The sequence below is a fragment of the Pseudomonas sp. NPDC089752 genome (assembly GCF_044748725.1).
Lineage (GTDB): Bacteria > Pseudomonadota > Gammaproteobacteria > Pseudomonadales > Pseudomonadaceae > Aquipseudomonas.
Map to the genome: position 1 here is coordinate 135,870 of NZ_JBIVGP010000004.1, position 26,023 is coordinate 161,892.

General features: G+C 62.9%; 26 protein-coding genes. 2 read left to right on the forward strand and 24 right to left on the reverse strand.

What is annotated here, in order from left to right:
- Nucleotides 1-153 precede the first annotated feature (153 nt).
- Nucleotides 154-2,709, forward strand: coding sequence for a PepSY domain-containing protein (locus tag ACIPZF_RS08065; RefSeq protein ID WP_400797455.1), 2,556 nt, complete (start codon nucleotides 154-156; stop codon nucleotides 2,707-2,709).
- 97 nt (nucleotides 2,710-2,806) lie between these two features.
- On the opposite strand, the gene ACIPZF_RS08070 is transcribed toward ACIPZF_RS08065, so the two are convergent.
- From ACIPZF_RS08070 to trmJ, 21 genes are all read right to left on the reverse strand, one after another.
- Nucleotides 2,807-3,598 carry an amidohydrolase gene (locus ACIPZF_RS08070; protein WP_400797458.1) on the reverse strand — a complete coding sequence of 264 codons (792 nt, stop codon included), beginning with the start codon at nucleotides 3,596-3,598 and terminating at the stop codon, nucleotides 2,807-2,809.
- A complete protein-coding gene (locus ACIPZF_RS08075) occupies nucleotides 3,586-4,734 on the reverse strand; it encodes a pyridoxal phosphate-dependent aminotransferase (RefSeq protein ID WP_400797460.1) in 1,149 nt (382 codons plus the stop codon). The genes ACIPZF_RS08070 and ACIPZF_RS08075 overlap by 13 nt, the downstream gene beginning before the upstream one ends.
- A 190-nt stretch (nucleotides 4,735-4,924) precedes the next feature.
- The gene (gene der / locus ACIPZF_RS08080; RefSeq protein ID WP_400797463.1) at nucleotides 4,925-6,388 is read right to left on the reverse strand and encodes a ribosome biogenesis GTPase Der; all 1,464 of its coding nucleotides are present in this window, start codon (nucleotides 6,386-6,388) and stop codon (nucleotides 4,925-4,927) included.
- Nucleotides 6,389-6,505: 117 nt separating this feature from the next.
- On the reverse strand, nucleotides 6,506-7,648 hold the full coding sequence (gene bamB / locus ACIPZF_RS08085; RefSeq protein ID WP_400798072.1) for an outer membrane protein assembly factor BamB: 1,143 nt from the start codon (nucleotides 7,646-7,648) through the stop codon (nucleotides 6,506-6,508).
- Nucleotide 7,649: 1 nt separating this feature from the next.
- The gene (locus tag ACIPZF_RS08090) at nucleotides 7,650-8,291 is read right to left on the reverse strand and encodes a tetratricopeptide repeat protein (protein WP_400797466.1); all 642 of its coding nucleotides are present in this window, start codon (nucleotides 8,289-8,291) and stop codon (nucleotides 7,650-7,652) included.
- A 38-nt stretch (nucleotides 8,292-8,329) separates the two neighbouring features.
- Nucleotides 8,330-9,619: a histidine--tRNA ligase gene (hisS, locus tag ACIPZF_RS08095; protein WP_400797469.1), complete on the reverse strand. Its 1,290-nt coding sequence runs from the start codon at nucleotides 9,617-9,619 to the stop codon at nucleotides 8,330-8,332.
- A gap of 24 nt (nucleotides 9,620-9,643) precedes the next feature.
- The gene (ispG, locus tag ACIPZF_RS08100; protein ID WP_400797472.1) at nucleotides 9,644-10,753 is read right to left on the reverse strand and encodes a flavodoxin-dependent (E)-4-hydroxy-3-methylbut-2-enyl-diphosphate synthase; all 1,110 of its coding nucleotides are present in this window, start codon (nucleotides 10,751-10,753) and stop codon (nucleotides 9,644-9,646) included.
- Nucleotides 10,754-10,756: 3 nt separating this feature from the next.
- Nucleotides 10,757-11,773: a RodZ domain-containing protein gene (locus ACIPZF_RS08105; protein ID WP_400797475.1), complete on the reverse strand. Its 1,017-nt coding sequence runs from the start codon at nucleotides 11,771-11,773 to the stop codon at nucleotides 10,757-10,759.
- On the reverse strand, nucleotides 11,770-12,531 hold the full coding sequence (pilW, locus tag ACIPZF_RS08110) for a type IV pilus biogenesis/stability protein PilW (RefSeq protein ID WP_400797478.1): 762 nt from the start codon (nucleotides 12,529-12,531) through the stop codon (nucleotides 11,770-11,772). The genes ACIPZF_RS08105 and pilW overlap by 4 nt, the downstream gene beginning before the upstream one ends.
- Nucleotides 12,532-12,543: 12 nt before the next feature.
- Nucleotides 12,544-13,689 (reverse strand): 23S rRNA (adenine(2503)-C(2))-methyltransferase RlmN, encoded by a 1,146-nt coding sequence (gene rlmN, locus ACIPZF_RS08115; protein WP_400797481.1) that lies wholly within the window; start codon nucleotides 13,687-13,689, stop codon nucleotides 12,544-12,546.
- A gap of 28 nt (nucleotides 13,690-13,717) precedes the next feature.
- Nucleotides 13,718-14,143, reverse strand: coding sequence for a nucleoside-diphosphate kinase (gene ndk / locus ACIPZF_RS08120; protein ID WP_012316140.1), 426 nt, complete (start codon nucleotides 14,141-14,143; stop codon nucleotides 13,718-13,720).
- A gap of 89 nt (nucleotides 14,144-14,232) precedes the next feature.
- Complete coding sequence (gene iscX, locus ACIPZF_RS08125) at nucleotides 14,233-14,433, reverse strand: Fe-S cluster assembly protein IscX (protein ID WP_024762959.1); 201 nt, start codon at nucleotides 14,431-14,433, stop codon at nucleotides 14,233-14,235.
- Between the two features lie 10 nt (nucleotides 14,434-14,443).
- Nucleotides 14,444-14,785, reverse strand: a complete 342-nt coding sequence (gene fdx / locus ACIPZF_RS08130) for an ISC system 2Fe-2S type ferredoxin (protein ID WP_400797484.1) — start codon at nucleotides 14,783-14,785, stop codon at nucleotides 14,444-14,446.
- A gap of 3 nt (nucleotides 14,786-14,788) precedes the next feature.
- Nucleotides 14,789-16,651, reverse strand: coding sequence for a Fe-S protein assembly chaperone HscA (gene hscA, locus ACIPZF_RS08135; protein ID WP_400797487.1), 1,863 nt, complete (start codon nucleotides 16,649-16,651; stop codon nucleotides 14,789-14,791).
- A 42-nt stretch (nucleotides 16,652-16,693) separates the two neighbouring features.
- Nucleotides 16,694-17,215: a co-chaperone HscB gene (gene hscB, locus ACIPZF_RS08140; RefSeq protein ID WP_016501398.1), complete on the reverse strand. Its 522-nt coding sequence runs from the start codon at nucleotides 17,213-17,215 to the stop codon at nucleotides 16,694-16,696.
- A gap of 8 nt (nucleotides 17,216-17,223) precedes the next feature.
- The gene (gene iscA / locus ACIPZF_RS08145; protein WP_027595543.1) at nucleotides 17,224-17,547 is read right to left on the reverse strand and encodes an iron-sulfur cluster assembly protein IscA; all 324 of its coding nucleotides are present in this window, start codon (nucleotides 17,545-17,547) and stop codon (nucleotides 17,224-17,226) included.
- Between the two features lie 35 nt (nucleotides 17,548-17,582).
- Nucleotides 17,583-17,969 (reverse strand): Fe-S cluster assembly scaffold IscU, encoded by a 387-nt coding sequence (gene iscU / locus ACIPZF_RS08150; RefSeq protein ID WP_003248539.1) that lies wholly within the window; start codon nucleotides 17,967-17,969, stop codon nucleotides 17,583-17,585.
- Nucleotides 17,970-18,015: 46 nt separating this feature from the next.
- Nucleotides 18,016-19,230, reverse strand: a complete 1,215-nt coding sequence (locus ACIPZF_RS08155) for an IscS subfamily cysteine desulfurase (RefSeq protein WP_400797491.1) — start codon at nucleotides 19,228-19,230, stop codon at nucleotides 18,016-18,018.
- 48 nt (nucleotides 19,231-19,278) lie between these two features.
- Nucleotides 19,279-19,770, reverse strand: coding sequence for a Fe-S cluster assembly transcriptional regulator IscR (iscR, locus tag ACIPZF_RS08160; RefSeq protein WP_051099959.1), 492 nt, complete (start codon nucleotides 19,768-19,770; stop codon nucleotides 19,279-19,281).
- Nucleotides 19,771-19,950: 180 nt separating this feature from the next.
- Nucleotides 19,951-20,736 carry a serine O-acetyltransferase gene (cysE, locus tag ACIPZF_RS08165; RefSeq protein WP_400797494.1) on the reverse strand — a complete coding sequence of 262 codons (786 nt, stop codon included), beginning with the start codon at nucleotides 20,734-20,736 and terminating at the stop codon, nucleotides 19,951-19,953.
- Nucleotides 20,737-20,739: 3 nt separating this feature from the next.
- Nucleotides 20,740-21,495 carry a tRNA (cytosine(32)/uridine(32)-2'-O)-methyltransferase TrmJ gene (gene trmJ / locus ACIPZF_RS08170; protein ID WP_400797497.1) on the reverse strand — a complete coding sequence of 252 codons (756 nt, stop codon included), beginning with the start codon at nucleotides 21,493-21,495 and terminating at the stop codon, nucleotides 20,740-20,742.
- Between the two features lie 151 nt (nucleotides 21,496-21,646).
- Here trmJ and suhB point away from each other — a divergent pair, with 151 nt between their 5' ends.
- The gene (gene suhB / locus ACIPZF_RS08175; protein WP_400797499.1) at nucleotides 21,647-22,465 is read left to right on the forward strand and encodes an inositol-phosphate phosphatase; all 819 of its coding nucleotides are present in this window, start codon (nucleotides 21,647-21,649) and stop codon (nucleotides 22,463-22,465) included.
- 63 nt (nucleotides 22,466-22,528) lie between these two features.
- Here suhB and ACIPZF_RS08180 read toward each other — a convergent pair whose 3' ends face one another.
- The 3 genes from ACIPZF_RS08180 to secD all read right to left on the reverse strand — a co-directional run bounded on the left by ACIPZF_RS08180 (nucleotide 22,529) and on the right by secD (nucleotide 25,974).
- Entirely contained in the window at nucleotides 22,529-23,071 is a 543-nt protein-coding gene (locus ACIPZF_RS08180) for a glycine zipper 2TM domain-containing protein (RefSeq protein WP_010952063.1), read from the reverse strand.
- 121 nt (nucleotides 23,072-23,192) lie between these two features.
- Nucleotides 23,193-24,101: a protein translocase subunit SecF gene (gene secF, locus ACIPZF_RS08185; RefSeq protein ID WP_400797502.1), complete on the reverse strand. Its 909-nt coding sequence runs from the start codon at nucleotides 24,099-24,101 to the stop codon at nucleotides 23,193-23,195.
- A gap of 10 nt (nucleotides 24,102-24,111) precedes the next feature.
- Nucleotides 24,112-25,974: a protein translocase subunit SecD gene (gene secD / locus ACIPZF_RS08190; protein ID WP_400797505.1), complete on the reverse strand. Its 1,863-nt coding sequence runs from the start codon at nucleotides 25,972-25,974 to the stop codon at nucleotides 24,112-24,114.
- Between the last annotated feature and the right edge of the window lie 49 nt (nucleotides 25,975-26,023).

Genomic DNA, 26,023 nt, shown 5'->3' on the forward strand with positions numbered 1-26,023 from the left:
CCGCTCCCACGGTCTGTAGGAGCGGCTTCAGCCGCGATGAGGCCAGCACAGGTTGCAGACGGGTTGCCCCGTTCATTCCAGTGAGCGGGGCTTTTGCGTATCAAGGCATAATGCACGCCGCCCAGGCTGCGACAGCTAGACAAGGTGATCGATGTGGTGAAGAAGACGCTGTTTCAATTGCACTGGTTCTTTGGCATCACCGCTGGCCTGGTGCTGGCCTTGATGGGCATCACCGGGGCGCTGTACTCGTTCCAGGAAGAACTGCTGCGCGCGTTCAACGCCGATGTGCTCAAGGTTGAAGTACGCGCTGAAGGCGTGCTGCCGCCGGCCGAACTGGTGCGCAAGGTCGAGGCCGAGCAAGGCGACAAGGTGTCGATGCTGTGGGTCGATGTGCGCGAAGGCAATGCCGCGCGGGTCTTCTTCACCCCAGCGCCGGGCGAGCGCCGTGGCGAACTGCGTTACGCCGACCCCTATACCGGCGAGCTCAAGGGTGAAGTCGCCGGGCAAGGCTTCTTCCAATTGATGCTCACCCTGCACCGCTTCCTGGCGATGGGCGACACCGGCCGCCAGATCACCGGCGCCTGCACCCTGATGCTGGTGTTCTTCTGCCTTTCCGGCCTGTACCTGCGCTGGCCGCGCAAGGCACTGAACTGGCGCACCTGGCTGACCTTCGATTGGGCCAAGAAAGGCCGCGCCTTCAATTGGGACCTGCATGCGGTGGCCGGTACCTGGTGCCTGCTGTTCTACCTCTTGTTCGCGCTGACCGGGCTGTTCTGGTCCTACGAGTGGTACCGTGAAGGCCTGAACAAACTGCTGGCCGACGCGCCCGCCGCTGGCCAGCAGCAAAAACGTGGCGAAGGCCGTGGCCGCCACGGGCCGCAGAAAGTCGACAAGAATGCCCCGCCGCTGGTGGTCGACTACGACGCCATCTGGGCCAACCTCAAGGACGCCGCAGGCCCGGGCCTGGCCATGTACAACCTGCGCCTGCCACCTGCGGGCGGCCAGTCGGCCAACCTGTTCTATCTGCTCGACGATGCGGCGCACCCGCGCGCCTTCAACACCCTGGTGCTGGACCCGGCCACCGGCCAGGTAAAAAGCCACGATCGCTATACCGACAAGTCCTTCAAGGCTCAACTGCTGCAGAGCGTCTACGCCCTGCACGTGGGTGAGTACTTCGGCCTGCCGGGGCGCATCATCGTCACCATCGCCAGCCTGACCATGCCGCTGTTCTTCGTCACAGGATGGCTGCTGTACCTCGACCGCCGCCGCAAAAAACGCCAGGTCCGCGCCGCCCGTGGCAGCGTTTCCAGCGCCAATGCCAGCGGCGACAACTGGCTGATCGGCTTCGCCAGCCAAAGCGGCTTCGCCGAGCAACTGGCCTGGCAGAGCGCCGGCCAACTGCAGGCCGCCGGCCTGCCGGTGCAGGTACGTGCTCTGGGCGAGCTGGGCGAAGACGACCTGCGCCAGGCTCGCCGCGCATTGTTCGTGGTCAGCACCTTCGGCGACGGCGAAGCACCGGACAGCGCCCGTGCTTTCGAACGCAAGGTACTGGGCCAGCCCTGGGCCTTGAACGGTTTGAGCTACGCCGTACTGGCCCTCGGTGACCGCCAGTACCCGCACTTCTGCGGCTTTGCCCGACGCCTGCAGGCATGGCTCGGCGAGCGCGGTGCCAGCAGCGCGTTCAGCCCGGTGGAAGTGGATAACGCCGACCAGGCCGCTTTGCAGCAATGGCAGCAGGAACTTGCGCAGCTGACCGGCGCCCAGCCTGTCGCGGCCTGGCAACCGCCGAGTTTCGGCAACTGGAGCCTGGTCGGCCGTACGTTGCTCAACCCGGACAGTCAGGGCCAACCGGTCTACCTGCTCGGCCTTCGTCCGGAGCAACCCGCCAGCTGGGAAGCTGGCGATCTGGTAGAGATACTCCCGCTCAATGGCCAACCGCGTGTGGACGCATTTCTAAGCGGCATGGGACTGGATGCCAACGCGAAGGTGCAGCTCGATGGCCTGAGCGAAACCCTAGGCCAGGCTCTGGCAGGCCGCCAGCTACCCACGCGCCGCGACCACTTGATCGGTTTGCAGCCACAGGCGCTGGTCGATGCACTGATGCCGATCGGCAGCCGCGAATACTCCATCGCCTCGATTGCCAGCGACGGCGTGCTGGAGCTGATCGTACGCCAGGAGCGCCATGCCGATGGCAACCTTGGCCTGGGCTCTGGTTGGCTGACTGAGTTCCTGCCGGTGGGTGGCACGTTGAGCCTGCGCCTGCGGCGTAACAGTGGCTTCCATCTGCCGGAAAGCGCCGCGCCGATGATTCTGATCGGCAACGGGACTGGCATCGCGGGCCTACGCAGCCTGCTGCGGGCGCGGATCAATGCTGGCGAACAGCGCAACTGGCTGCTGTTCGGTGAGCGTAACCGGGCGCATGACTTGCTTTGCGGTGATGAGCTGCAAAGGTGGCTGGACAACGGCGATCTGGCGCGGATGGACCTGGCGTTTTCACGTGATCAGGCCGAGAAGGTTTATGTGCAGGATGTGTTGCTGCAGCAGGCCGATGAGTTCAAGCGCTGGGTGGCCGAGGGGGCTTGTGTGTATGTCTGCGGCAGCCTGCAAGGCATGGCTGCCGGCGTTGATGCGGCGCTCAAAGGCATGCTGGGTGAAGCAGTGGTCGAGCAACTGATTGAAGATGGGCGATATCGGCGGGATGTTTACTAATCAGTCCCGGCCCCTTCGCGGGGCAAGCCCGCTCCCACAGAGGATCTCCACACACCCTGTGGGAGCGGGCTTGCCCCGCGAAGGGGCCGGTACTGATTCAATGCAGCTCGAAGCTATCGGCATCCATGTTGGCCGGGAACCGGGCCCGGTAATCCGCCAGCTCTTTCGCCCTGAGCACCACCGTGAACACCCCATCCGCCTCCCCGGCGCTGAGCACGCTCTCGCCCTGGAAGTCCAGCACCTGGCTGTCGCCTGAATAAGCGAAGCCCTTGCCATCGGTACCTACCCGGTTCACCGCCGCTACGAAGCACAGGTTCTCGATACCCCTCGCTGGCAACAAGCGGTTCCAGTGCTGGCGCCGCGCCGCTGGCCAGTTGGCGGTGTAGAGCAGCAGATCGGTGTCCTGGGCATCGCGGCTCCACACCGGGAAGCGCAGGTCGTAGCAGATCAGCGGGCGCACCCGCCAACCCTTGATTTCGAACTGCACCTGGCGCTCGCCGGGGGTGTAGTGCTTATGCTCGCCGGCCATGCGGAACAGGTGGCGCTTGTCGTAGTGCAGGATCTCACCGTCCGGGCGCGCCCACAGCAGGCGGTTGCGATGGCTGCCATCGGCGGCCTGGATGATCACGCTGCCGGTGATCACTGCGTTGATGCGCTTGGCCTGGGCCTTGAGCCATTTGTAGGTCGGGCCGTTCTCAGGCTCGGCCAGGCGCTCCGACTCCATCGAAAAACCAGTGGTGAACATCTCGGGCAAGATCACCAGGTCAGCATCACCGGCCTGGTCGAGCAGCACTTCAAAGTGCGCGTAGTTGGCCTCGCGGTCGTGCCAGGCCAGGGTGGTCTGCACCAAGGCGATTTTCAGGTTGGGCAGTGCACTCAGATCGCGCATAGTTTTTCCGCTGCCAGACGCAGCGTCTCCTCACGTTTGGCAAAGCACAGGCGCACCAGGCGTTGCTCGGGGATGGGTTGCTGGTAGAACACCGACACCGGGATGGTCGCCACGCCGTGCTCGCGGGTCAGCCACAAGGCCATGTCGACGTCGTTCAGGTCCGGGCGAATCTGCGAATAATCCACCAGTTGGAAGTAGGTGCCGGCCGTGCGCTGGAAACTGAAGCGCGAGCTTTGCAGCAGGTCGCAGAACAGGTCGCGCTTGGCCTGGTAGAAGCCAGGCAGCTCGTCGAGGTGCTGCGGGTGTTCGGCCATGAAGTCGGCGAGCGCGCACTGCAGCGGCGTGACGCCGCAGAAGTTGACGTATTGATGCACCTTGCGCAACTCGGCGCTCAGGGCTGGAGGGGCAATGACATAGCCGGTCTTCCAACCGGTGACATGGTAGGTCTTGCCGAACGAACTGACCACGAAGGCCTTTGCGTAGAGTTCTGGATGTGCGAGCACGCTGGCGTGGCGTACGCCGTCGTATACCAGATGCTCGTAGACCTCGTCGCTGACCAGGTAGATATCTTTATCCGCGATCAGCCGCGCCAGTTGGTCCAGGTCTTCAGCGGTGATCAGCGCGCCGCTGGGGTTGTGCGGCGAGTTGAGGATGACCATGCGCGTACGAGGACTCAAGGCATCGCTGAACCGCTGCCAGTCGATACGAAAATCGCCGTCGCTCAGTTGCACATGCACGCAGCGGCCTCCGGCCAGTTCCACGGAGGGCTCGTAGCTGTCGTAGCACGGGTCGAAGACGATCACTTCGTCACCAGGGTGGATCACTGCCTGGATGGCACAGAAGATCGCCTCGGTGGCGCCGGGGGTGATGGTCACTTCCTGATCGGCATCCACCTTGGCCCTGTACAAGCGCTCGACCTTGGCCGCGACCTGCTGGCGCAGCGCCGGCAAGCCGGTCATGGGTGCGTACTGGTTATGCCCGGCGGACACATGGCGGCCGACCGCATCGAGCAGCGCCTGCGGGCCGTTGAAGTCGGGGAAACCCTGGGAAAGGTTGAGCGCACCGGTTTGCACGGCGAGCTGGGACATGGTGGTGAAAATGGTCGTGCCGACGTTCGGCAGTTTGCTGCGGATCATGGAGCCCTCTTTCCTGGGGTTTATCCGGCACGGGGTGGAGTCCGAGCATAGCGGATCGAGCAGTCAGGAAAAAGGTTGAAACATCAGAGGGCCTCTTCGCGGGCAAGCCCGCTCCCACAGGCACTGCACAGGTATCGAAATCTGTGGAGGACCTGTGGGAGCGGGCTTGCCCGCGAAGAATACGACGCGATCAGCGCTTGTCGCGGCGCTTCTTCTCGGCCTTCTTGTGGTGCGACATCAAGCGGCGCTTCTTGTTGACCTGGCGGTCGGTGAGGGTGTTTTTCTTGCCCTCGTACGGGTTCTCACCGCCCTTGTACTCGATGCGAATCGGCGTACCGACCAGCTTGAGCACACGGCGGTAGGTGTTCTCCAGGTAACGCGAGTAGGACTTCGGAATCTTCTCGGTCTGGTTACCGTGAATCACGATCAGCGGCGGGTTGGCGCCACCCAGGTGGGCATAGCGCAGCTTGATGCGGCGGCCGTTGACCAGCGGCGGCTGGTGCTCGCTGACCGCATCTTCGAGGATCTGCGTCAGGCGGCTGGTTGGCCAGCGGGTGACCGCCGACTTGAAGGCGGCCTGTACCGACTTGTACAGGTTGCCCACGCCGGTGCCGTGCAATGCCGAAATGAAGTGGATGTCAGCGAAATCGACGAAGAACAGCCGACGCTCCAACTCGGTCTTCACGTAGTCGCGCTCACCCGGCTCCATGCCATCCCACTTGTTCAGGGCGATGACGATGGCGCGGCCCGCTTCGAGGGCGAAGCCCAGCAGGTTGAGGTCGTGGTCGACCACACCTTCGCGGGCGTCCATGACGAAGATCACCACGTTGGCGTCCTTGATCGCCTGCAGGGTCTTCACCACCGAGAACTTTTCGACTTCCTCGTGGATCTTGCCGCGCTTGCGCACCCCGGCGGTGTCGATGAAGGTGTACTTCTCGTCATCGCGCTCGAACGGGATGTAGATACTGTCGCGGGTGGTACCCGGCTGGTCGTAGACCACCACGCGCTCTTCGCCGAGCATGCGGTTGACCAGGGTCGACTTGCCCACGTTCGGGCGGCCGATGATGGCGATCTTGATGCCATCCTTTTCGCTCGGGCCAGGGATGCGTACCGCTTCCTCGCCTTCGGCGACTTCCTGGTCCAGGGCTTCTTCCTCGGCATCACGAGGAATATGACCCAGCACCGACTCCATCAACTGGTTGATGCCACGGCCCTGGGAACCGGCCACCGGGATGGCGTTGCCCATGCCCAGCGGCGAGAACTCGGCGCGGGCGACATCGGCGTCGATGTTGTCGATCTTGTTGGCGACCAGGATCGCCGACTTGTTGCGCTTGCGCAGGTGCTCGGCAATCATCTGATCGGCGGCGGTCATGCCAGCGCGGGCATCGACCAGGAACAGCACATAGTCGGCTTCTTCGATGGCCATCAGCGACTGCTCGGCCATCTTCTCGTCCATGCCCACTTCGTCACCGGTGATACCACCGGTGTCGATCAGGATGTACGAACGACCCTGCCAGCTGGCATCACCATACTGGCGGTCACGGGTCAGGCCCGACAGGTCACCGACGATGGCATCGCGGGTTTTGGTCAGGCGGTTGAACATGGTGGATTTGCCTACGTTCGGCCGTCCCACCAGGGCGATTACGGGAACCATGCGGCTCTCCATTCTTGAATTCTTGAAAATGCAAAGGCCGCTGCAGTGCAGCGGCCGGAGTTCGGGCGGCGTGTCCTACGCCGCAGCTTGAAGCCCGCCAAGGCTTCAAGCATAGCTTCAGCGGATGGTCAGTGCCTCGAGCTTGCCGCTGTTGCCAAAGACGTAGATGGTGTCGCCGACCACAAGTGGGCGGGCGCGCAGGCCATCGCTGTCGATACGTTCACGGCCGACGAAACGGCCGTCGACCTGGCTGAGCAGGTGCAGGTAACCTTCGAAGTCACCGACAGCCACGTAGCTGGAGAACACCTCAGGAGCCGACAACTGACGGCGTGCCATCGAGTCGTTGGTCCACAGGGCGCTGGAAGAGCGCTCGTCGACGCTCTCGACGGTACCGGAGGCTTCGCTGACATAGACGTTGCCGTAACCCTGGGCGACACCCACGTAGCTGGACGCATCACGCTGCCAGACCACACGGCCGCTTTCCAGATCCAGACCCGCAACGCGGCCCTGGTAGGTGCTGACGTACAGGGTACCACCAGACAGCAGCAGGCCGCCGTCGATATCGACCACGCGGTCCAACTCGGAACGGCCTTGCGGGATGGCCACACGGCTCTCCCACACCGGCACGCCGTTGTTGATATCCACCGCCACCACCTTGCCGGTGGACAGGCCGGCGACGGCCAGGCGGTTGGTGGCGATCGGCGCACCGGTGCCACGCAGGGTCAGTACGGCCGGGGTGTTCTCGTAGATCCAGCGGCGGTCGCCAGTCGCGGCATCGAGGCCGATCAGGCGGTCGTCCTGGGTCTGTACCACCACAACGTCACCGTTGTTGGCAGGCGGCGCCAGGACTTCGCTGGTAACGCGCGAACGCCAGCGTTCCTCACCGGTGCTGGAATCCAGGGCAATCACTTCACCCTTGAGGGTGCCGAGCATGACCAGGCCGTAGCCTACGCCGACGGCGCCGGAAACCGGCAGTTCCAGGTCCTTCTTCCACACCACGTCGCCGGTGATGCGGTCGAGGGCGAAGACTTCGCCGTTGACGTCGGAGGCGTAGATGCGGTCGTTTTCGATGGCCGGTACCAGGGTGTTGTAGGTCTCGCCCTGGCCGTCACCGATCGAACGGCTCCACTGCTTTTTCAGTACCACTTCTTCGGTGAACTTGGTCAGCTCGGCCGGAGGCAGTTCCTTCTTGCTGTTGCTGCTGCAACCTGCGGCCAGTACGGCCAGGGTCAGCACTGCTGCTTGTTTCCAACCGATCACGTCACGCGTCCCCTTTGGCCAGGTCATCCAGCTTCAGTTGCAGGCCACCGACCGCCGCTTCATCAGAAAGCGCGGCCTTGGCTTTTTCATAAGCACTGTGGGCATCGTCGGCGCGGCCCAGCTGCACCAGCAGGTCACCCTTCAATTCTTCACGGCTGGCGAGGAAGGCCTTGTCGGCGTCGCCGTCGAGCAGCTTGAGCGCATCCTCGGCCTTGTTCTGGGCCGCGAGCACGCGGGCCAGGCGCTGGCGCGAGATCTCACCCAGGGTGACGTCAGCCGGCTTGTCCAGCACCGCCTTGAGCTCGGCAGCAGCATCGTCGAGCTTGCCGCTCTCGACCGCGACCTTGGCCACGAACAGGCTGCCGTACTGGGCGTAGGCGGTACCGCCGAATTCGCTCTTGAGCTTGCCGGACAGTTCCGCAACCTTGGTCGCGTCTGGCTGGCCGCTTGGCGTCAGGCTGGTTTCAAGCAGTGCCTGATACAGCTGCGAGGCGCCTTGCGACTGGTTGCTCTGGTACTTGTGCCAGGTATTCCAGCCCAGCACCACCACACCGGCCAACAGCGCGCCAGTCAGCAGCGGCTTGCCGTTGCGGTTCCACCAGTCCTTGACCCCTGCCAGGTCATCATCATCGGTACTCGACACCCCAATACTCCTTTTCGCCTATTCGTTATTGAACCGCGTTACGCCTGAGCGATCGCGGTTTCCAGGTGCTCAGCCAGAGCATCCCAGGCAATGTTCTGTTGTTCGCCCTGACCACGCAGGGGCTTGAGGCCGATCTCTTGCTTGGCCAGCTCGTCGTCGCCCAGGATCAGGGCAAACAGCGCGCCGCTCTTGTCGGCTTTCTTGAACTGGCTCTTGAAGCTGCCGCCACCGGCGTTGACCGCCAGGCGCAGGCCCGGCAAGCGATCACGCAAGGCTTCGGACAGGCGCAGGCCCGCCAGCTCGGCCTGCTCGCCGAAGGCGCACAGGTAGACGTCGATCTGACGGTTGATGGACTCCGGCACCTGGCCGAGGGTTTCCAGCAGCAGGATCAGGCGCTCGATACCCATGGCGAAGCCGACGCCAGTGGTCGGCTTGCCGCCCATCTGCTCGACCAGGCCGTCGTAACGGCCACCGGCACAGACGGTGCCCTGGGCGCCGAGCTTGTCTGTGACCCACTCGAACACGGTCTTGCTGTAGTAGTCCAGGCCACGCACCAGCTTGGTGTTGATCACGAACGGAATACCGGCGGCGTCCAGGCGGGCCTTGAGGCCCTCGAAGTGCACGCGGGAATCTTCGTCGAGGTAATCTTCCAACTTCGGCGCGCCGACCAGCACCGCCTGGGTGCCCTGGTCCTTGCTGTCGAGGATGCGCAGCGGGTTGCTCTTGAGGCGGCGCTGGCTGTCTTCGTCGAGCTGCTCCAGGCGCGCCGAGAGGAACTCGACCAGCGCGTCACGGTAGCGGGCACGGGCTTCGCTGGTGCCCAGGCTGTTCAATTCGAGCTTGACCGCGTCCTGGATGCCGAGCAGGCCCCACAGGCGCCAGGTCAGCATGATCAGTTCGGCGTCGATGTCCGGACCGTCCAGGTTGAACACTTCCACGCCGATCTGGTGGAACTGGCGGTAACGGCCTTTCTGCGGGCGCTCGTGGCGGAACATCTGGCCGATGTACCACAGCTTCTGCACCTGGCCGTTGCCGGTGATGCCGTGCTCGAGCACCGCGCGCACGCAGGCGGCAGTGCCTTCGGGGCGCAGGGTCAACGAGTCGCCGTTGCGGTCCTCGAAGGTGTACATCTCTTTTTCGACGATGTCGGTGACTTCACCGATGGAGCGCTTGAACAGCTCGGTGAACTCGACGATCGGCGTGCGGATCTGGCTGTACCCGTAGGTATCCAGCAGACCGGCCACGGTGCCTTCGAAGTAGCGCCACAGCGGCGACTGCTCTGGCAGGATGTCGTTCATGCCACGGATGGCTTGCAGCGATTTGCTCACGAAAAGTCCTTACGAATCTGTGTGTCAGCCGCGGGCGATCAGCGCCGCTTCGGCCTCGACCTTTTCGGCCGCTTTCTGGCGGATGAGCTTTTCCAGCTCATCGACCAGGTTGTCATTGGTCAGCTTCTGCGCCGGCTTGCCGTCGATGTAGATCAGGTTCGGCGTGCCCCCGGTCAGCCCGACGTGGGCTTCCTTGGCTTCGCCAGGGCCGTTGACCACGCAACCGATCACCGCCACGTCCAGCGGTACCAGCAGGTCTTCCAGGCGCCCTTCCAGCTCGTTCATGGTCTTGACCACGTCGAAGTTCTGCCGCGAGCAGCTCGGGCAGGCGATGAAGTTGATGCCACGCGAACGCAGGTGCAAGGACTTGAGGATGTCGTAGCCGACCTTCACTTCCTCGACCGGATCGGCCGCCAGGGAAATACGAATGGTATCGCCGATGCCTTCGGCCAGCAGCATACCGAGGCCGACGGCGGATTTCACCGTGCCCGAGCGCAGGCCACCGGCTTCGGTGATCCCCAGGTGCAGCGGCTGGATGATCTGCTTGGCCAGCAGGCGGTAGGCTTCGACGGCCATGAACACGTCGGAGGCCTTAACGCTGACCTTGAAGTCCTGGAAATTCAGACGGTCGAGGTGCTCGACGTGGCGCAGGGCGGACTCGACCAGCGCGGCTGGCGTTGGCTCGCCGTATTTTTTCTGCAGGTCCTTTTCCAGGGAGCCGGCATTGACGCCGATGCGGATCGGGATGCCGCGATCGCGAGCAGCATCGACCACGGCCTTCACACGGTCTTCACGTCCAATGTTGCCCGGGTTGATGCGCAGGCAGTCGACGCCCAGTTCGGCCACGCGCAGAGCGATCTTGTAGTCGAAGTGGATATCGGCGACCAGCGGCACGCTGACCAGCTTCTTGATCTTGCCGAACGCCTCCGCGGCGTCCATGTCCGGCACCGAAACGCGGACGATGTCGACACCGGCATCGACCAGGCGCTGAATCTGCCCCACGGTGGCGGCGACATCGTTGGTGTCGGTGTTGGTCATGCTCTGCACCGCGATGGGGGCATCACCACCCACCGGCACATTGCCGACCCAGATTTTGCGGGATTCGCGACGTTTGATCGGGGATTCGCCGTGCATGACTTACTGTCCCAACTTCAGGCGAGCGGTCTCGCCACTGGTGAACGGGGCAACATCGACGGCCTGGCCGTTGTAACTGACCTGGGCGCCTCGGGCAAAGCCCAGGCGGACCGCGAACGGCGGCTTGCCGGTCAGTTCCAGGTTGTCGCCCTTGCGCTTGATGGCGCTGAACAGCACCTTGCCGTTGCCATCGGTGACCTGAGTCCAGCAATCGGCAGTGAACTGGATCGCGACCTTGGCGCTGCCGGCCGGTACAGCGGCAGGCTCGGCGGCGGCGGCAACGGCCGGCACGCTGGCTGCGGGTACTGGGGCGGCCTGGGCTGCAGGGGCGGGAGGTGCAACGGGGGTCGCAGTCGATGCTGCGGTTTGTGCTGGGGCCTGCGGCACCGGAGCGGGCGCTGCAGCGGCTGGCGCGGCTTCGCTGGTGGCTTCGGCAACCGGCTCGGCAGGAGCCTGCTCCAGCGGCAGCGGTGCGCTCTCGCCCTGCTGGCCCACGCTTACGGCCTGGTCTTCAGGCTCGTCCAGCGGGTGAATCTGGGTAGTGCCGTCGGCGCTTTCGACTTCGACGTGCTCCAACGCGATCTTGGCCAGGTCCTTGCCAGGCAGGCTGCCCTGGTCCTGCCACCAGATGAAGCTGCCACCGACCACCGCGAGCAGCAGCAACAGGCTGACTCCGCGCAGAATATTGTGCGACAGGCGCACCGGCTCCTCGATGCGGCCCAGCGAATGCACTTCGCTGCCCTTGGCATGGGTACCGGTGTACTGGTCGAAGGCCTCGACCAGCGGCGCTTGGTCCAGGTCCATGAGTTTGGCGTAGGCACGTATGTAGCCACGGGCGAAGGTATGCCCTGGCAGCTTGTCGAAAGCACCGGTTTCCACGTGGTTCAGCGAATTTACGGTGAGGTTGAGCTTGCGGGCCACCTCGGCTTGCGACCACTCCCGTTTCTCGCGGGCCTGGCGCAACAGCTCACCGGGGTTCTGGCCAGTCGCTGCTGCTACTTCGGGATGCGCGGCTTTCATCGTTGCTCCGACAGGTATTGCTGATATTCCGGCGTACCGGGATAAAGTCGTTGTAATTGCTGGCCCAGTTCGGCCAGTGTGCCCTGCTCGTCGAACACCCGGGCAAGACGGCTGCCCAGCAGGAGGCTGCGGGCACTGTGATCGCTCAGCTGGCTGAAACGATCGTAGTAATCGCGGGCCGGCACATAATGCCTGTTTTCGTAGGACAACTCAGCCATTTCAAGCAACGCCCTGGGTTGCCGCTGGTTGAGCTGCAAGGCCTTGGTCAGATACGCCTGGGCCTGGTCACGGTCGTCGAGCTGCAAGGCCGTCAGGCCAAGGTTCTCGTACACCCGCGAACGTTCAGGATACAGGGTATCGGCGCTGGCCTGGCGAAACATCTGCTCGGCTTCGGCGAAACGCTGCTGAGCATATAGGAAACTGCCGTAATTGTTGCGAATTCGCGTGTCGCCGGAGCGCGCCGACAGCGCTTTCTTGAAATGTTCCTCTGCCAACGAGGGTTCGCCTTCGGCCTGAAACACCAGAGCCAGGGCGGCATGGGCATCTGGATCCTTGGCGTCCAGGGCCAGCGCCTTGCCCAGCGGGGCCTTGGCCTCTTCCGTCAAACCTTGTTGCAAATAGCCAAGCCCCAACTGCACGTACGCCCGCCCCGCCTCCGCGCGCCCCTGCCGATTGGCCAGGGGATCACTCGCGCCAACCGATACACAGCCGGCCAGCAGCAATAGCGCAAGGATCGACAGCGCGGCGCGCAGGGTCATGGTGGGCCGGCCTCAGTGGCGCACGGCGCTGTCTGCAAGCTCAGCGTCGGCAGAGAGCTGGCGTACGGCGATGTAGCGCTCGCTGCGGCGCGTGCGGTCATTGACCTGACCGACCAGCTGGCCACAGGCGGCGTCGATGTCGTCGCCACGGGTGGTACGGGTGGTGACGTTGAAACCACCGTGGTGGAGCATGTCCTGGAAGCGGCGGATAGCGTTGTTGCTAGGGCGCTCGTAACCGGAATGGGGGAACGGGTTGAACGGGATCAGGTTGATCTTGCACGGCACGTCACGCAGCAGCTCGATCATCTGCGCAGCATGCTCAGGCTGGTCGTTGACGTCCTTGAGCAGGGTGTACTCGACCGTCAGCACGCGCTTGCCACCCAGGGTGGCCATATAGCCCATGCACGATTCCAGCAGCACCTTCAGCGGGTACTTCTTGTTGATCGGCACCAGCTGGTTGCGCAGCTCGTCGTTCGGCGCGTGCAGCGACAGGGCCAGCGACACGTCGATGTGCTTGGCCAGTTCGTCGATCATCGGCACCACGCCCGAGGTGGACAGGGTGACGCGACGCTTGGAAATGCCATAGCCCAGATCATCCATCATGATCTTCATGGCGGCGATGACATTGTCGAAATTCAGCAGAGGCTCGCCCATGCCCATCATCACCACGTTGGTAATCGCGCGGTCGACTTTGGCCGGGACGGTCCCGAAAGATTTGTTGGCAAGCCACACCTGGCCGATCACTTCGGCGGCGGTGAGGTTGCTGTTGAAGCCTTGCTTGCCGGTGGAGCAGAAACTGCAGTCCAGGGCGCAGCCGGCTTGCGACGATACGCACAAGGTGCCGCGGTCGTCGGTGGGAATGTAGACGGTCTCGACGCAGCTGCCGGAGGCAACGCGGATCACCCATTTACGGGTGCCGTCAGCGGAAATGTCTTCACTGACCACTTCCGGAGGACGAATTTCGGCAACAGCCTCGAGCTTTTCGCGCAAGGCCTTGCCGACGTTCGTCATGGCGGCGAAATCATCGACGCCAAAATGGTGAATCCATTTCATCACCTGGCCGGCACGGAAGCGCTTCTCCCCGATTGAGTCGAAGAATTGTTCCATTTCCGGCTGGGTCAGACCCAACAGGTTGATTTTGCCAGTAGATGTCGTCATGGATTCACCCTCACCCGTAAGCTTTCGCTTAGCGAGTGGTTACCTCGGTAGCAGCGAAGAAGTAAGCGATTTCGCGAGCAGCGGCAGCTTCGGAGTCCGAACCGTGAACGGCGTTGGCGTCGATCGACTCGGCGAAGTCAGCGCGGATGGTGCCGGCAGCAGCTTCTTTAGGGTTGGTGGCGCCCATCAGCTCACGGTTCAGAGCGATGGCGTTTTCGCCTTCCAGAACCTGAACGACGACTGGGCCGGAAGTCATGAAGGCAACCAGGTCACCGAAGAAGCCGCGCTCGCTGTGCTCGGCGTAGAAGCCTTCAGCTTCGGCCTTGGACAGTTGCTTGATTTTCGAAGCAACGATTTTCAGACCGGCTTCTTCGAAGCGAGTGGTGATCTTGCCGATAACGTTCTTGGCAACGGCGTCCGGCTTGATGATCGAGAAAGTACGTTGAACAGCCATGGAAAACTCCAGAATATGAGTGTTGCGAAAAATTAAACCCGCGAATTATACGCGGGTTCCAGGGGATTGCCTAACCTGCAGTGTCGCGCTTAGTCGGCTTCGTCGATCCAGGCCGCCTGGATGGCCTCCAGCACTTTCTCACCGCCACGTGACGGATCGTCGCTGAACTCTGGCAAGGCCAGGACCCAGCGGTGCAGGTCTACGAAATTCACATAACGAGGATCGACGTCCGGCTTGCTTTCTGCAAGCTGGATGGCGATCTCAAGTACATCAACCCATTTCAGGCTCATGCCAAACTCCTCAGTGCGGCGCTTCGGCAGCGTGGTTGAGCGAATATTTGGGGATCTCGATGGTCAGGTCCTGATCAGCCACGACCACCTGGCAGCCGAGGCGCGACTGGGCCTCCAGGCCCCAGGCCTTGTCCAGCATGTCTTCTTCCAGCTCGTCGGCTTCTTCGAGCGAGTCGAAACCTTTGCGAACAATACAGTGGCACGTGGTGCAGGCCTTGACGCCACCGCAGGCGCTTTCCATCTCGATGTGATGGTCGTGGGCCAGTTCCAGGATGTTGGTCCCGACCGGCACCTCCACGGTCAGCCCCTCGGGGCAGAATTTCTCGTGCGGCAGGAATGTCACCAGCGGCATCGGTTACTCCTCGATCTCATTCAGGTTGCGCCCGGCCAGTGCGGCTTTGACCGTCGAATCAAGGCGACGGGCGGCAAATGCATCGGTCACCTGCGACAGACGCTTGGTCTGTTGCTCGATGGCTGGGCCATCGGTGCCGGTCAGCAAATCACGTAGTTCTTGCATCTGGAATTCGATGGCTTCGCGCTCTTCACTGCTGAGCAGGCGCTCGCCATCGGCGTCCAGCGCGCCCTGTACCGCTTCGAGCAGACGCTCGCCATCGACCTGGTGCTCACGCAACTGGCGGGCCTGTTTGTCGGAGCCGGCGTGCTCGAAGGAGTCCTTGAGCATGCGTGCGATCTCGCCGTCGGTCAGGCCGTATGACGGCTTGACCTGGATACTGGCTTCAACGCCCGAGCCCAGTTCGCGGGCAGCGACGCTGAGCAGGCCGTCGGCATCGACCTGGAAGGTGACGCGAATTTTCGCCGCACCGGCAACCATCGCCGGGATGCCACGCAGCTCGAAGCGCGCCAGCGAGCGGCAATCGCTGATCAGCTCGCGTTCGCCTTGCAGCACGTGAATCATCATGGCCGACTGGCCATCTTTATAGGTGGTGAATTCCTGGGCGCGCGCTACCGGAATGGTGGTGTTGCGCGGGATCACCTTCTCCATCAGCCCGCCCATGGTCTCAAGGCCCAGGGACAGCGGGATGACGTCGAGCAGCAGCAGTTCGCCACCTTCGCGGCGGTTGCCGGCCAGGGTATCGGCCTGGATGGCGGCGCCGATGGCGACCACCTGGTCGGGGTCGATCGAGGTCAGCGGAGTGCGGCCAAACAGCGTACCGACCGCCTCGCGCACGCGTGGCACGCGGGTCGAACCACCGACCATGACCACCGCGCCCACTTCCTCAAGCTCGACACCGCTGTCGCGCACGGCGCGGCGGCAGGCCTTGAGGCTGCGGGCGATCAGCGGCTCGATCATGGCCTCGAAAGCGGCGCGGCTCAGTTCGCCTTGCCAGGCACCATGGCTGACACTGACCACGTCGGCATCGGTCAGGGCTTCCTTGGCGGCGCAGGCAGCTTGCAGCAGCTGGCGCTGGGTGGACGGGTCAAGGTCGGAGGACAGCCCGGCCTGCTCGATGATCCAGCCGGCAATGGCGTGGTCGAAATCGTCGCCACCCAAGGCGGTGTCACCACCGGTAGCCAGTACTTCGAAGACGCCAGCGGTCAGGCGCAGGATGGAAATGTCGAAGGTACCGCCACCCAGGTCATAGATGGCCACCAGGCCTTCGGCATTCTGGTCCAGGCCGTAGGCCACGGCAGCGGCAGTCGGCTCGTTGAGCAGGCGCAGCACGTTCAGGCCGGCCAACTTGGCCGCATCCTTGGTCGCCTGGCGCTGGGCATCGTCGAAATAAGCCGGCACGGTGATCACCGCACCGACCAGATCACCACCCAGGGTCGCTTCGGCGCGCTCGCGCAGTACCTTGAGGATGTCGGCAGACACTTGCACCGGGCTTTTCGGGCCCTGGACCGTGTCGATGAACGGCATGTGCGATTCGCCGCCAATGAAGCGGTACGGCAACTGCTCGCCCAACTGCTTCACATCGGCCAGGCCGCGCCCCATCAGGCGCTTGACCGAAAGCACGGTATTCAGCGGATCGCTGGCAGCCGCCTCGCGCGCAGCCAGGCCGACCTCGTTGTGGTCAGCCAGGTAACGAACTGCGGAGGGCAGAATGACGTTGCCCTGCACATCGGGCAGGGGCTCGCTGCGACCGCTGCGCACGGCAGCGACCAGAGAATTGGTGGTACCCAGGTCGATCCCCACCGCCAGACGGCGCTGGTGCGGCTGGGGGCTTTGACCGGGTTCGGCGATCTGCAGTAGGGCCATGCTTATCTGAATACCTTAGGCGTCGTCACGGGCAACACCGGGTTAATCGTCGAGGCGCTCTTCCAGTTGGCGCACTTCTTGGGCGAGCTTGTCGAGGAACTGCATGCGGCGCATCAGGCGCTCGGCCTTGTCGCGCTCGGCAGGCACATCCCAGCAGGCGGCGAAATCCTCGTTCAGCGTGTCCTGAGCACCTTTGAGGCGCTTCTTGAACACGGCCACGCCGTCGAGGTCGGCTTCGTCCTGCAGCTCTTCGAGCTCTTCACGCCACTGCATCTGCTGGAGCAGGAAGTCAGGGTCGTGGACCGTGACCTCCTGGGGCACTTCGTGACCGCCAATGGCCAGCAGATAGCGGGCACGGCGCGGCGCACTGCGCAGGGTCTGGTAGGCGTCGTTGAGGGCCGCGGACTTTTCCAGCGCTACCCGTTGCTCACGCTCGGAAGCGTCGGCAAAACGGTCGGGATGGACCTCACGGGCCAGCTCGCGATAGCGAGTGGCCAATTTATCGAGGTCCAGCCGGAAGCACGGCTGGAGATCAAACAGAGCGTAATGACAAGGAGTACCCACAGCCAGCCTCAGACGTTGAAGCTTTCGCCGCAGCCACACTCACCGCGCACGTTGGGGTTGTTGAACTTGAAGCCTTCGTTCAACCCTTCCTTGACGAAGTCGAGCTCGGTGCCATCGAGGTACACCAGGCTCTTGGGGTCGATGATGACCTTCACGCCGTGGTTCTCGAACACCTGGTCTTCGCCCGCCACTTCGTCGACGAACTCCAGCACGTAGGCCAGGCCCGAGCAGCCGGTGGTGCGCACGGCCAGGCGGATACCCTCGCCCTTGCCGCGCCCTTCCAGGGAACGCCGCACGTGGTTGGCGGCGGCTTCTGTCATGCTGATAGCCATCGGAACTCCTTACCTCTTACCTTGCAACGGGCGGCTTAGATCAAGCCTTTCTTCTGCTTGTAATCGCGAACGGCTGCCTTGATGGCATCTTCGGCGAGTACCGAGCAGTGGATCTTGACTGGCGGCAATGCCAGTTCTTCCGCCAGCTGGGTGTTCTTGATGGTTTCGGCTTCGTCCAGGGTCTTGCCCTTCATCCACTCGGTGGCGAGGGAGCTGGAAGCGATGGCCGAACCGCAGCCGTAAGTCTTGAACTTGGCGTCTTCGATGACGCCCTGCTCGTTGACCTTGATCTGCAGACGCATCACGTCACCGCACGCTGGGGCGCCGACCATGCCGGTACCGACATCCGGGTCCTCGGCATTCATCTTGCCGACGTTGCGTGGGTTTTCGTAGTGGTCGATGACCTTTTCACTGTATGCCATGGTGCAATTCCTTCCTCATCAGGGAGCCGCTCTTGCCGGCGACTGCTTAGTGGGCGGCCCACTCGATCTTGGAGATGTCGACGCCGTCTTTATACATGTCCCACAGCGGCGACAATTCACGCAGCTTGTTGACCGCCTCGCAGACTTTCTGCGCGGCGTAGTCGACTTCTTCTTCGCTGGTGAAACGGCCGAAGGAGAAGCGGATCGAGCTGTGCGCCAGCTCGTCGTTACGGCCCAGAGCGCGCAGTACGTACGACGGCTCGAGCGAAGCGGAGGTGCAGGCCGAACCGGACGATACGGCGATGTCTTTGAGCGACATCAGCAGCGACTCGCCTTCGACGTAGTTGAAGCTCAGGTTCAGGTTGTGCGGCACGCGCTGGGTCTGGCTGCCGTTGACGTACAGCTCTTCGAGGTCCGAGACCTGCTTGAAGAAGCGGTCGCTCAGAGCCTTGATGCGGACGTTTTCCGCGGCCATTTCCTGCTTGGCAATGGCGAAGGCTTCGCCCATGCCGACGATCTGGTGGGTCGGCAGGGTGCCCGAACGCATGCCGCGCTCATGGCCACCGCCGTGAATGATCGCTTCCAGACGCACACGCGGCTTGCGGCTGACATACAGCGCGCCGATACCTTTCGGGCCGTAGACCTTGTGCGCCGAGAACGACATCAGGTCGACCTTGAGCTTTTGCAGGTCGATTTCGACCTTGCCGGCCGACTGGGCGGCATCGACGTGGAACAACACGCCGCGCGAACGGGTCAGTTCACCGATGGCGGCGATGTCGTTGATCGAGCCCACTTCGTTGTTGACGTGCATCAGCGACACCAAAATGGTGTCGTCACGCAGCACGGCTTCCACTTGGGCCGGGGTGACGATGCCGTCTTCGCCTGGCTCGAGGTAGGTGACTTCGAAACCTTCACGCTCGAGCTGGCGAGCGGTATCCAGGACCGCCTTGTGCTCGATCTTGGAGGTAATGATGTGCTTGCCCTTGGTCTGATAGAAGTGCGCCACGCCTTTCAGGGCGAGGTTGTCGGACTCGGTGGCACCGCTGGTCCAGACGATCTCGCGTGGGTCAGCGTTGATCAGCTCGGCTACCTGGCGACGGCCGTTCTCGACCGCTTCCTCGGCCTTCCAGCCGAACACGTGGGAACGCGAGGCCGGGTTACCGAAGTTACCGTCGACCAGCAGGCAGTCGGCCATCTTCTGGGCGACACGGGGATCGACCGGCGTGGTCGCGGAGTAATCGAGGTAGATCGGCAACTTCATTGAGTATCTCCTATCAGGCGGTGGCGTCGCTCGTCACTATTTAAAAGGTCAGTCGACGGCGGACGTCTCAATCTTGTCCAGCTGGGCAGCACGGCCTGCGACACGACGCAGGTCCTGGCGCTGGGCGACTTCCTGCACCTCACGGCGCATCACGAGGTCGGCCAGGCTGATGCCGCTGAGAAATTCGTGGATCTGCTGGCTGAGGTCGCACCACAAGTGGTGGGTCAGGCAGGTATCACCGGCGTGGCAGTCCCCAAGGCCCTGGCAACGGGTGGCATCGACCGATTCGTTGACCGCGTCGATGACCTGGGCCACCTGGATGGTTTCCATGCCGCGCGACAGCTGGTAACCACCGCCCGGGCCGCGCACGCTGGAAACCAGGCTGCTGCGGCGCAGCTTGGCGAACAGCTGCTCCAGATAAGAAAGGGATATGCCCTGGCGCTCGGAAATGTCGGCCAAAGACACCGGCCCATGCTGCGCGTGCAATGCCAGGTCGAGCATGGCGGTCACGGCGTATCGGCCTTTGGTAGTCAATCGCATGGCTAATGGGTACCACGGGAGTTACAAGATGTGAGCGAGTATGCGATTCCCGAGCATTTAAGTCAACTATTAGACCTACTGCTTTAGTCGGGTTTGGCATCTCGGAGGCGGGCGCGAGTGTAGCAGCAAAGGGGCGTGAGCACACGCCCCATATGTCAGTATGCCTTCAAGGCGGCGCGATCAATGCGACTGAGTGTCGCGCTGGGGCGCGTGCGCGGCCTCACTGAAATCGTCCTCCGGCAGGGCCGGCAGCTCCTTCGCACAATAGTCGCTCCCCATCTTGGTCAGCGCGCCGCACATGCCCTCCAGGCGCTCGTCGACGGCTTGCAGGTGGTCGAGCATCTGGCCGATGGCGCGCGCCACCGGGTCTGGCATGTCACCACTGACACCGTAGGCGTCGAAGCCGATCTTCTCGGCCATGGCCTTGCGCTTGGCTTCGAGCTCGCTGTCTTCGCTCTTGACGATGATCCGCCCTGGTATGCCAACTGCGGTGGCGCCCGCTGGCACCGCTTTGGTGACCACCGCATTGGAGCCGATCTTGGCTCCGGCGCCGACGGTGAACGGCCCGAGCACCTTGGCGCCCGCCCCTACCACCACGCCGTTTTCCAGGGTCGGATGGCGCTTGCCTTTATTCCAGCTGGTGCCGCCCAGGGTCACGCCCTGGTACAGGGTGACGTCGTCGCCAATCTCGGCGGTTTCGCCAATGACGATGCCCATGCCATGGTCGATGAAGAAGCGCCGGCCAATGGTCGCACCCGGGTGAATTTCGATCCCGGTCATCCAGCGGCCGAAGTTCGACACCAGGCGTGCCAGCCATTTGAAGTCACGCTTCCACAAGGCATTGCCCAGGCGATGCAGCCAGATGGCGTGCATGCCGGGGTAGCAGGTCAGTACCTCGAAGGCGTTGCGCGCTGCCGGGTCACGGTGGAAAACGCTCTGGATATCTTCACGCAGACGTTCGAACATCTGTCAGTCCTTCCTTTTATGCGGCTCGCCCCGTGCGACCTTCTGGGTCTCGGTGAGGATGCCGCGCAAAATGCTCATTTCCGGACGCTCGACCGAGCTTCGCCCATACAGCCGGCGCAGGCGCGCCATCAGGTGCTTGGGTTTCTCGGGATCGAGGAAGCCGATGTCCACCAGGGTTTTCTCCAGGTGTTCATAGAACAGCTCCATTTCGTCCATGGTCGCCAGCTCGCTGACGTCGACCTTCTCGACCTGCGGCGCAGTACCTGCAACGGCCAGCCAGGCCATGCGCACCTCATAAGAGAGCACCTGGACGGCGGCGGCGAGGTTCAGCGAGCTGAAGCCGGGATTCGAGGGAATGTGCACGTGGAAGTGACATCGCTGCAGTTCTTCGTTGGTCAGGCCGGCGTGTTCACGCCCGAACACCAGGGCGATCTCTTCGCCGCCGACAGCATGCTCCACGGCCTTGGCCCCGCACTCACGGGGGTCGATCAGCGGCCAGGGGATGCTGCGCTCGCGGGCGCTGGTGCCCATCACCAGGCTGCAGCCGACCAGCGCCTGTTCAAGGCTGTCGACCACCTGGGCAGCGCCCAGCACATCGTCGGCGCCTGAAGCGCGGGCGCTGGCGTCCGCCGCCGGGAATTCCTTGGGTTGCACCAGCACCAGGCGCGACAGGCCCATGTTTTTCATGGCACGCGCAGCGCCGCCGATGTTGCCGGGGTGGCTGGTATTGACCAGAACAACACGAATATTTTGCAGCAAGGTGTTGTGCTCACAGATGCGGGTTTTGAGGGTTTCGATCTTACAGAACCGACCAGCGTAACGCTATGAAAGCAAATGTGACACTTCTGCCGCCAAACTTTTCTGCTAGAATGTTCGGCTTTCTTCTTTAACATCTCCAGGTGACCCGCCCATGCAGCCTATGCTGAATATCGCCCTGCGCGCCGCTCGCAGCGCCAGTGAACTGATTTTCCGCTCCATCGAACGCCTGGATACCATCAAGGTGGACGAGAAAGAGGCTAAGGACTACGTTTCCGAGGTTGATCGCGCCGCCGAGCAGAAAATCGTCGACGCACTGCGCAAGGCCTACCCGAACCACTCGATCCAAGGTGAAGAAACCGGCTTGCACGCGGGCACCGGCGAAGAAGGCAAGGACTACCTGTGGATCATCGATCCGCTGGACGGCACCACCAACTTCCTGCGTGGCATCCCCCACTTCGCTGTCAGCATCGCCTGCAAATACCGCGGTCGCCTTGAGCACGCCGTGGTTCTCGACCCAGTGCGCCAGGAAGAATTCACCGCCAGCCGCGGCCGTGGCGCCCAGCTCAATGGCCGTCGCCTGCGCGTCAGCTCGCGCACCAGCCTGGACGGCGCGCTGCTGGGCACCGGCTTCCCGTTCCGTGACAACCAGATGGCTGACATGGACAACTACCTGGGCATGTTCCGCGCCCTGACTGGCCAGACCGCCGGCATCCGCCGCGCTGGTTCCGCCAGCCTGGACCTGGCCTATGTAGCCGCCGGCCGTTTCGACGCCTTCTGGGAGTCGGGCCTGTCCGAGTGGGACATGGCAGCCGGCGTGCTGCTGATTCAGGAAGCAGGCGGCTTGGTGAGCGACTTCAACGGTGGCCACGACTTCCTCGACAAGGGGCACATCGTTGCCGGCAACATCAAGTGCTTCAAGGCTGTGCTGACTGCCATCCAGCCGCACCTGCCAGAAAGCATGAAGCGCTAAGCGCCGATTGCAGCCACAAAAAAAGCACCCTCGGGTGCTTTTTTTGTGGCTGCCAGATTCAGATCACTGGCCCGCTTCGCTGAGGATCAGCTTGCCATTCTTGTCCAGAGGAATGGTCGAGCCCGGCTCGCGATCCATCTTGACCTTGCCCACCTGGTCACCAATGGAATAGGTGACGTTGTAGCCGACGACCTTCTCGCTGATGTCATTGACCGTGTTGCAACGGGTTTGCGTGGTGGTGTAGGTGTCACGCTCCTGCATGCCTTCCTGCACCTTGTTGCCGGCATAGCCACCACCGACCGCACCGGCCACCGTGGCGATCTTCTTGCCAGTGCCGCCACCAATCTGGTTACCCAGAAGGCCGCCAGCCAATGCACCGACCACGGTACCGGCGATCTGGTGCTGGTCCTTGACCGGCGCCTGACGCGTCACGGTCACGTCCTTGCACACCTCACGCGGGGTTTTCACCTGCTGCTTGATCGGCTGTACATCAGTCACCTGGGCGACTTCGGGGCCTTTGTTCACCAAGCTGTAGGTCGCCACAGCACCTCCGGCAGTCACACCGACAGCACCCAGTACCGCACCCACCAGCATTGATTTATTCACGTGAACCTCCTGATCGTACCAGCGGGTATTCAACCCGCGCTTCTCCCAGCCTTGGAGCAAAAAAAAAGGCGCGAGTTCAACACTCGCGCCTTTTGCTCGCCGAACGGCGCAGGACCAAGCCTTACGGACGATCGTCGACACCTTCGGCCTTGACCGGCGGAATCAGGTCTTCGCTATTCAGGTTCAGCCAGATCAACACCACGTTGGCGATGTAGATCGACGAGTAGGTACCCGCCATGACGCCGATGAACAGGGCCAGGGAGAAGCCGAACAGGTTGTCGCCACCGAAGAACAGCAGCGCGGCGATGGCCAGCAAGGTCGAAACCGAGGTGGCGATGGTACGCAGCAGGGTCTGGGTGGTCGAAACGTTGATGTTCTCGATCAGCGACGCCTTGCGCATCACGCGGAAGTTCTCACGCACCCGGTCGAACACGACGATGGTGTCGTTGAGCGAGTAACCGATGATCGCCAGCACCGCCGCCAGCACCGTCAGGTCGAAGGTGATCTGGAAGAACGACAGGATACCCACGGTCACGACCACGTCGTGGACCAGCGAGACAATCGCCCCCACGGCGAATTTCCACTGGAAGCGGAAGGCCAGGTAGAGCAACACACCGCCCAGTGCCAGGAGCATGCCGAGGCCGCCCTGATCGCGCAGCTCCTCACCCACCTGCGGGCCGACGAACTCGACGCGCTTGATCGTTGCCGGGTTGTCACCACCGGCCTTCTGCAGGGCAGCGGCAACCTTGTTACCCAGTTGCGGATCGTCGCCGGGCATGCGCACCAGCAGGTCGGTGGTGGCACCGAAGCTCTGCACGACGGCTTCGTGGAAGCCCGATTCGACCAGCTCGGCGCGCACCGACTTGAGGTCCGCCGGACGCTCGTAGGTCAGCTCGATGAGCGTACCGCCGGTGAAGTCCAGGCCAAAGTTCAGGCCCTTCTGCCACCAGCTGAACAACGCCAGAACGGTCAGCAGGACAGTAACGGCGAACGCAACGTTGCGCACGCCCATGAAGTTGATGGTTTTCATGGCTATTCCCTCAAACCCACAGCTTCTTGATGTCACGCCCGCCGCAGGTCAGGTTGACCATTGCGCGGGTCACCATGACGGCGGTGAACATCGAGGTGAAAATCCCGAGGGACATGGTAACCGCGAAGCCTTTGACCGGGCCGGTACCCATGGCGAACAGGATGCCGCCGACCAGCAGGCTGGTCAGGTTGGCGTCGATGATCGCGGTGTAGGCACGGCTGAAACCTTCGTGGATGGCGCGCTGTACCGACATGCCGTTTTTCAGCTCTTCGCGAATTCGCGAGAAGATCAGCACGTTGGCGTCGACCGCCATACCCATGGTCAGCACGATACCGGCGATGCCTGGCAGCGTCAGAGTGGCGCCGAGCAGCGACATCAAGGCCAGCAGCAGGATCATGTTGCCGGTCAGCGCGACGGTGGCGATCACGCCGAAGCCGCGGTAGATGGCGATGATGAACAGCGAGACGAACAGCATGCCCCACAGCGATGCATCGATACCCTTGGTGATGTTGTCGGCACCCAGGCTTGGGCCAATGGTACGTTCTTCAGCGAAGTACATCGGCGCAGCCAGACCACCGGCACGCAGCAGCAGGGCCAGTTCGGACGACTCACCCTGGCCATTGAGGCCGGTGATGCGGAACTGGCTGCCCAGCGGCGACTGGATGGTCGCCAGGCTGATGATCTTCTTCTCTTCCGCGAAACTCTGCACGGCAACGTCTTTCTCGACGCCGTCCACTGTCTGCTTGACGTAGCGGGTGACCGGCTTCTGCTCGATGAAGATCACCGCCATGCTGCGGCCGACATTGCTGCGGGTAGCGCGGCTCATCAGCTCGCCGCCATGGCCGTCGAGGCGAATGTTCACCTGCGGGCGACCGTGCTCGTCGAAGCTGGCCTGGGCGTCGGTAACCTGGTCACCGGTGATGATCAGGCCGCGCTCGACCGGGGCGGAACGGCCGCCTTCACGGAACTCGAAGACCTCGGTGGTAGCCTTGGACGCGCCCGGCTCGGCACCGAAGCGGAACTCAAGGTTGGCGGTCTTGCCGAGAATACGCTTGGCTTCGGCGGTGTCCTGCACACCTGGCAGCTCGACCACGATGCGGTTGGCGCCCTGGCGCTGCACCAGCGGCTCGGCCACGCCCAGCTCGTTGACGCGGTTGCGCACGGTGGTCAGGTTCTGCTTGATCGAGTATTCGCGGATCTCGGCGACTTTCGCCTGAGTCAGCGCCAGACGCAGCACGGCGAGGTCGTTGCGCTCGGTGGTGGTCAGGTCGAAATCATTGAAATTCTTGCGGATCAGGGCATGTGCCTGTTCGCGGGTGGCATCGTCGGCGAAGCCCAGCATGATGCCGCCATCCTGCTGAGGCAGGCTGCGGTAGCGGACGCGCTCTTTGCGCAGCAAGGTCTTGACCTCGCCTTCGTAGACTTTCATGCGGGCAGTCATGGCCTTGTCCATGTCCACTTCCAGCAGGAAGTGCACACCACCGGACAGGTCCAGGCCCAGCTTCATCGGGCTTGCGCCCAGGTTACGCAGCCATTGCGGAGTGGTTTGGGCCAGGTTCAGGGCCACGACGTAATCATCGCCCAGTGCCTTGCGCACTACATCCTTGGCTGGCAGTTGGTCTTCCTGGTTGGTCAGACGCACCAACCCGCTGCCCTTCTCACCCAGGCTCGCGCCCTTGACGGTGATCTTGGCATCGGCCAGCGCCTTGCTGACGCGATCGAGGTCGGCCTGATTCACGTTCAGCGCCGAGCTGGCACCGCTGATCTGTACCGCCGGATCATCCGGGTAGAGGTTGGGAGCGGAATAAATAAAGCCGACCGCCAGTACCAGCACGATCAGTGCGTATTTCCACAGAGGGTATTTGTTCAGCATCACGCCGCCCGTTCAAGACGCGGGGCGCTTTGCGCGCCCCGACTGGAAA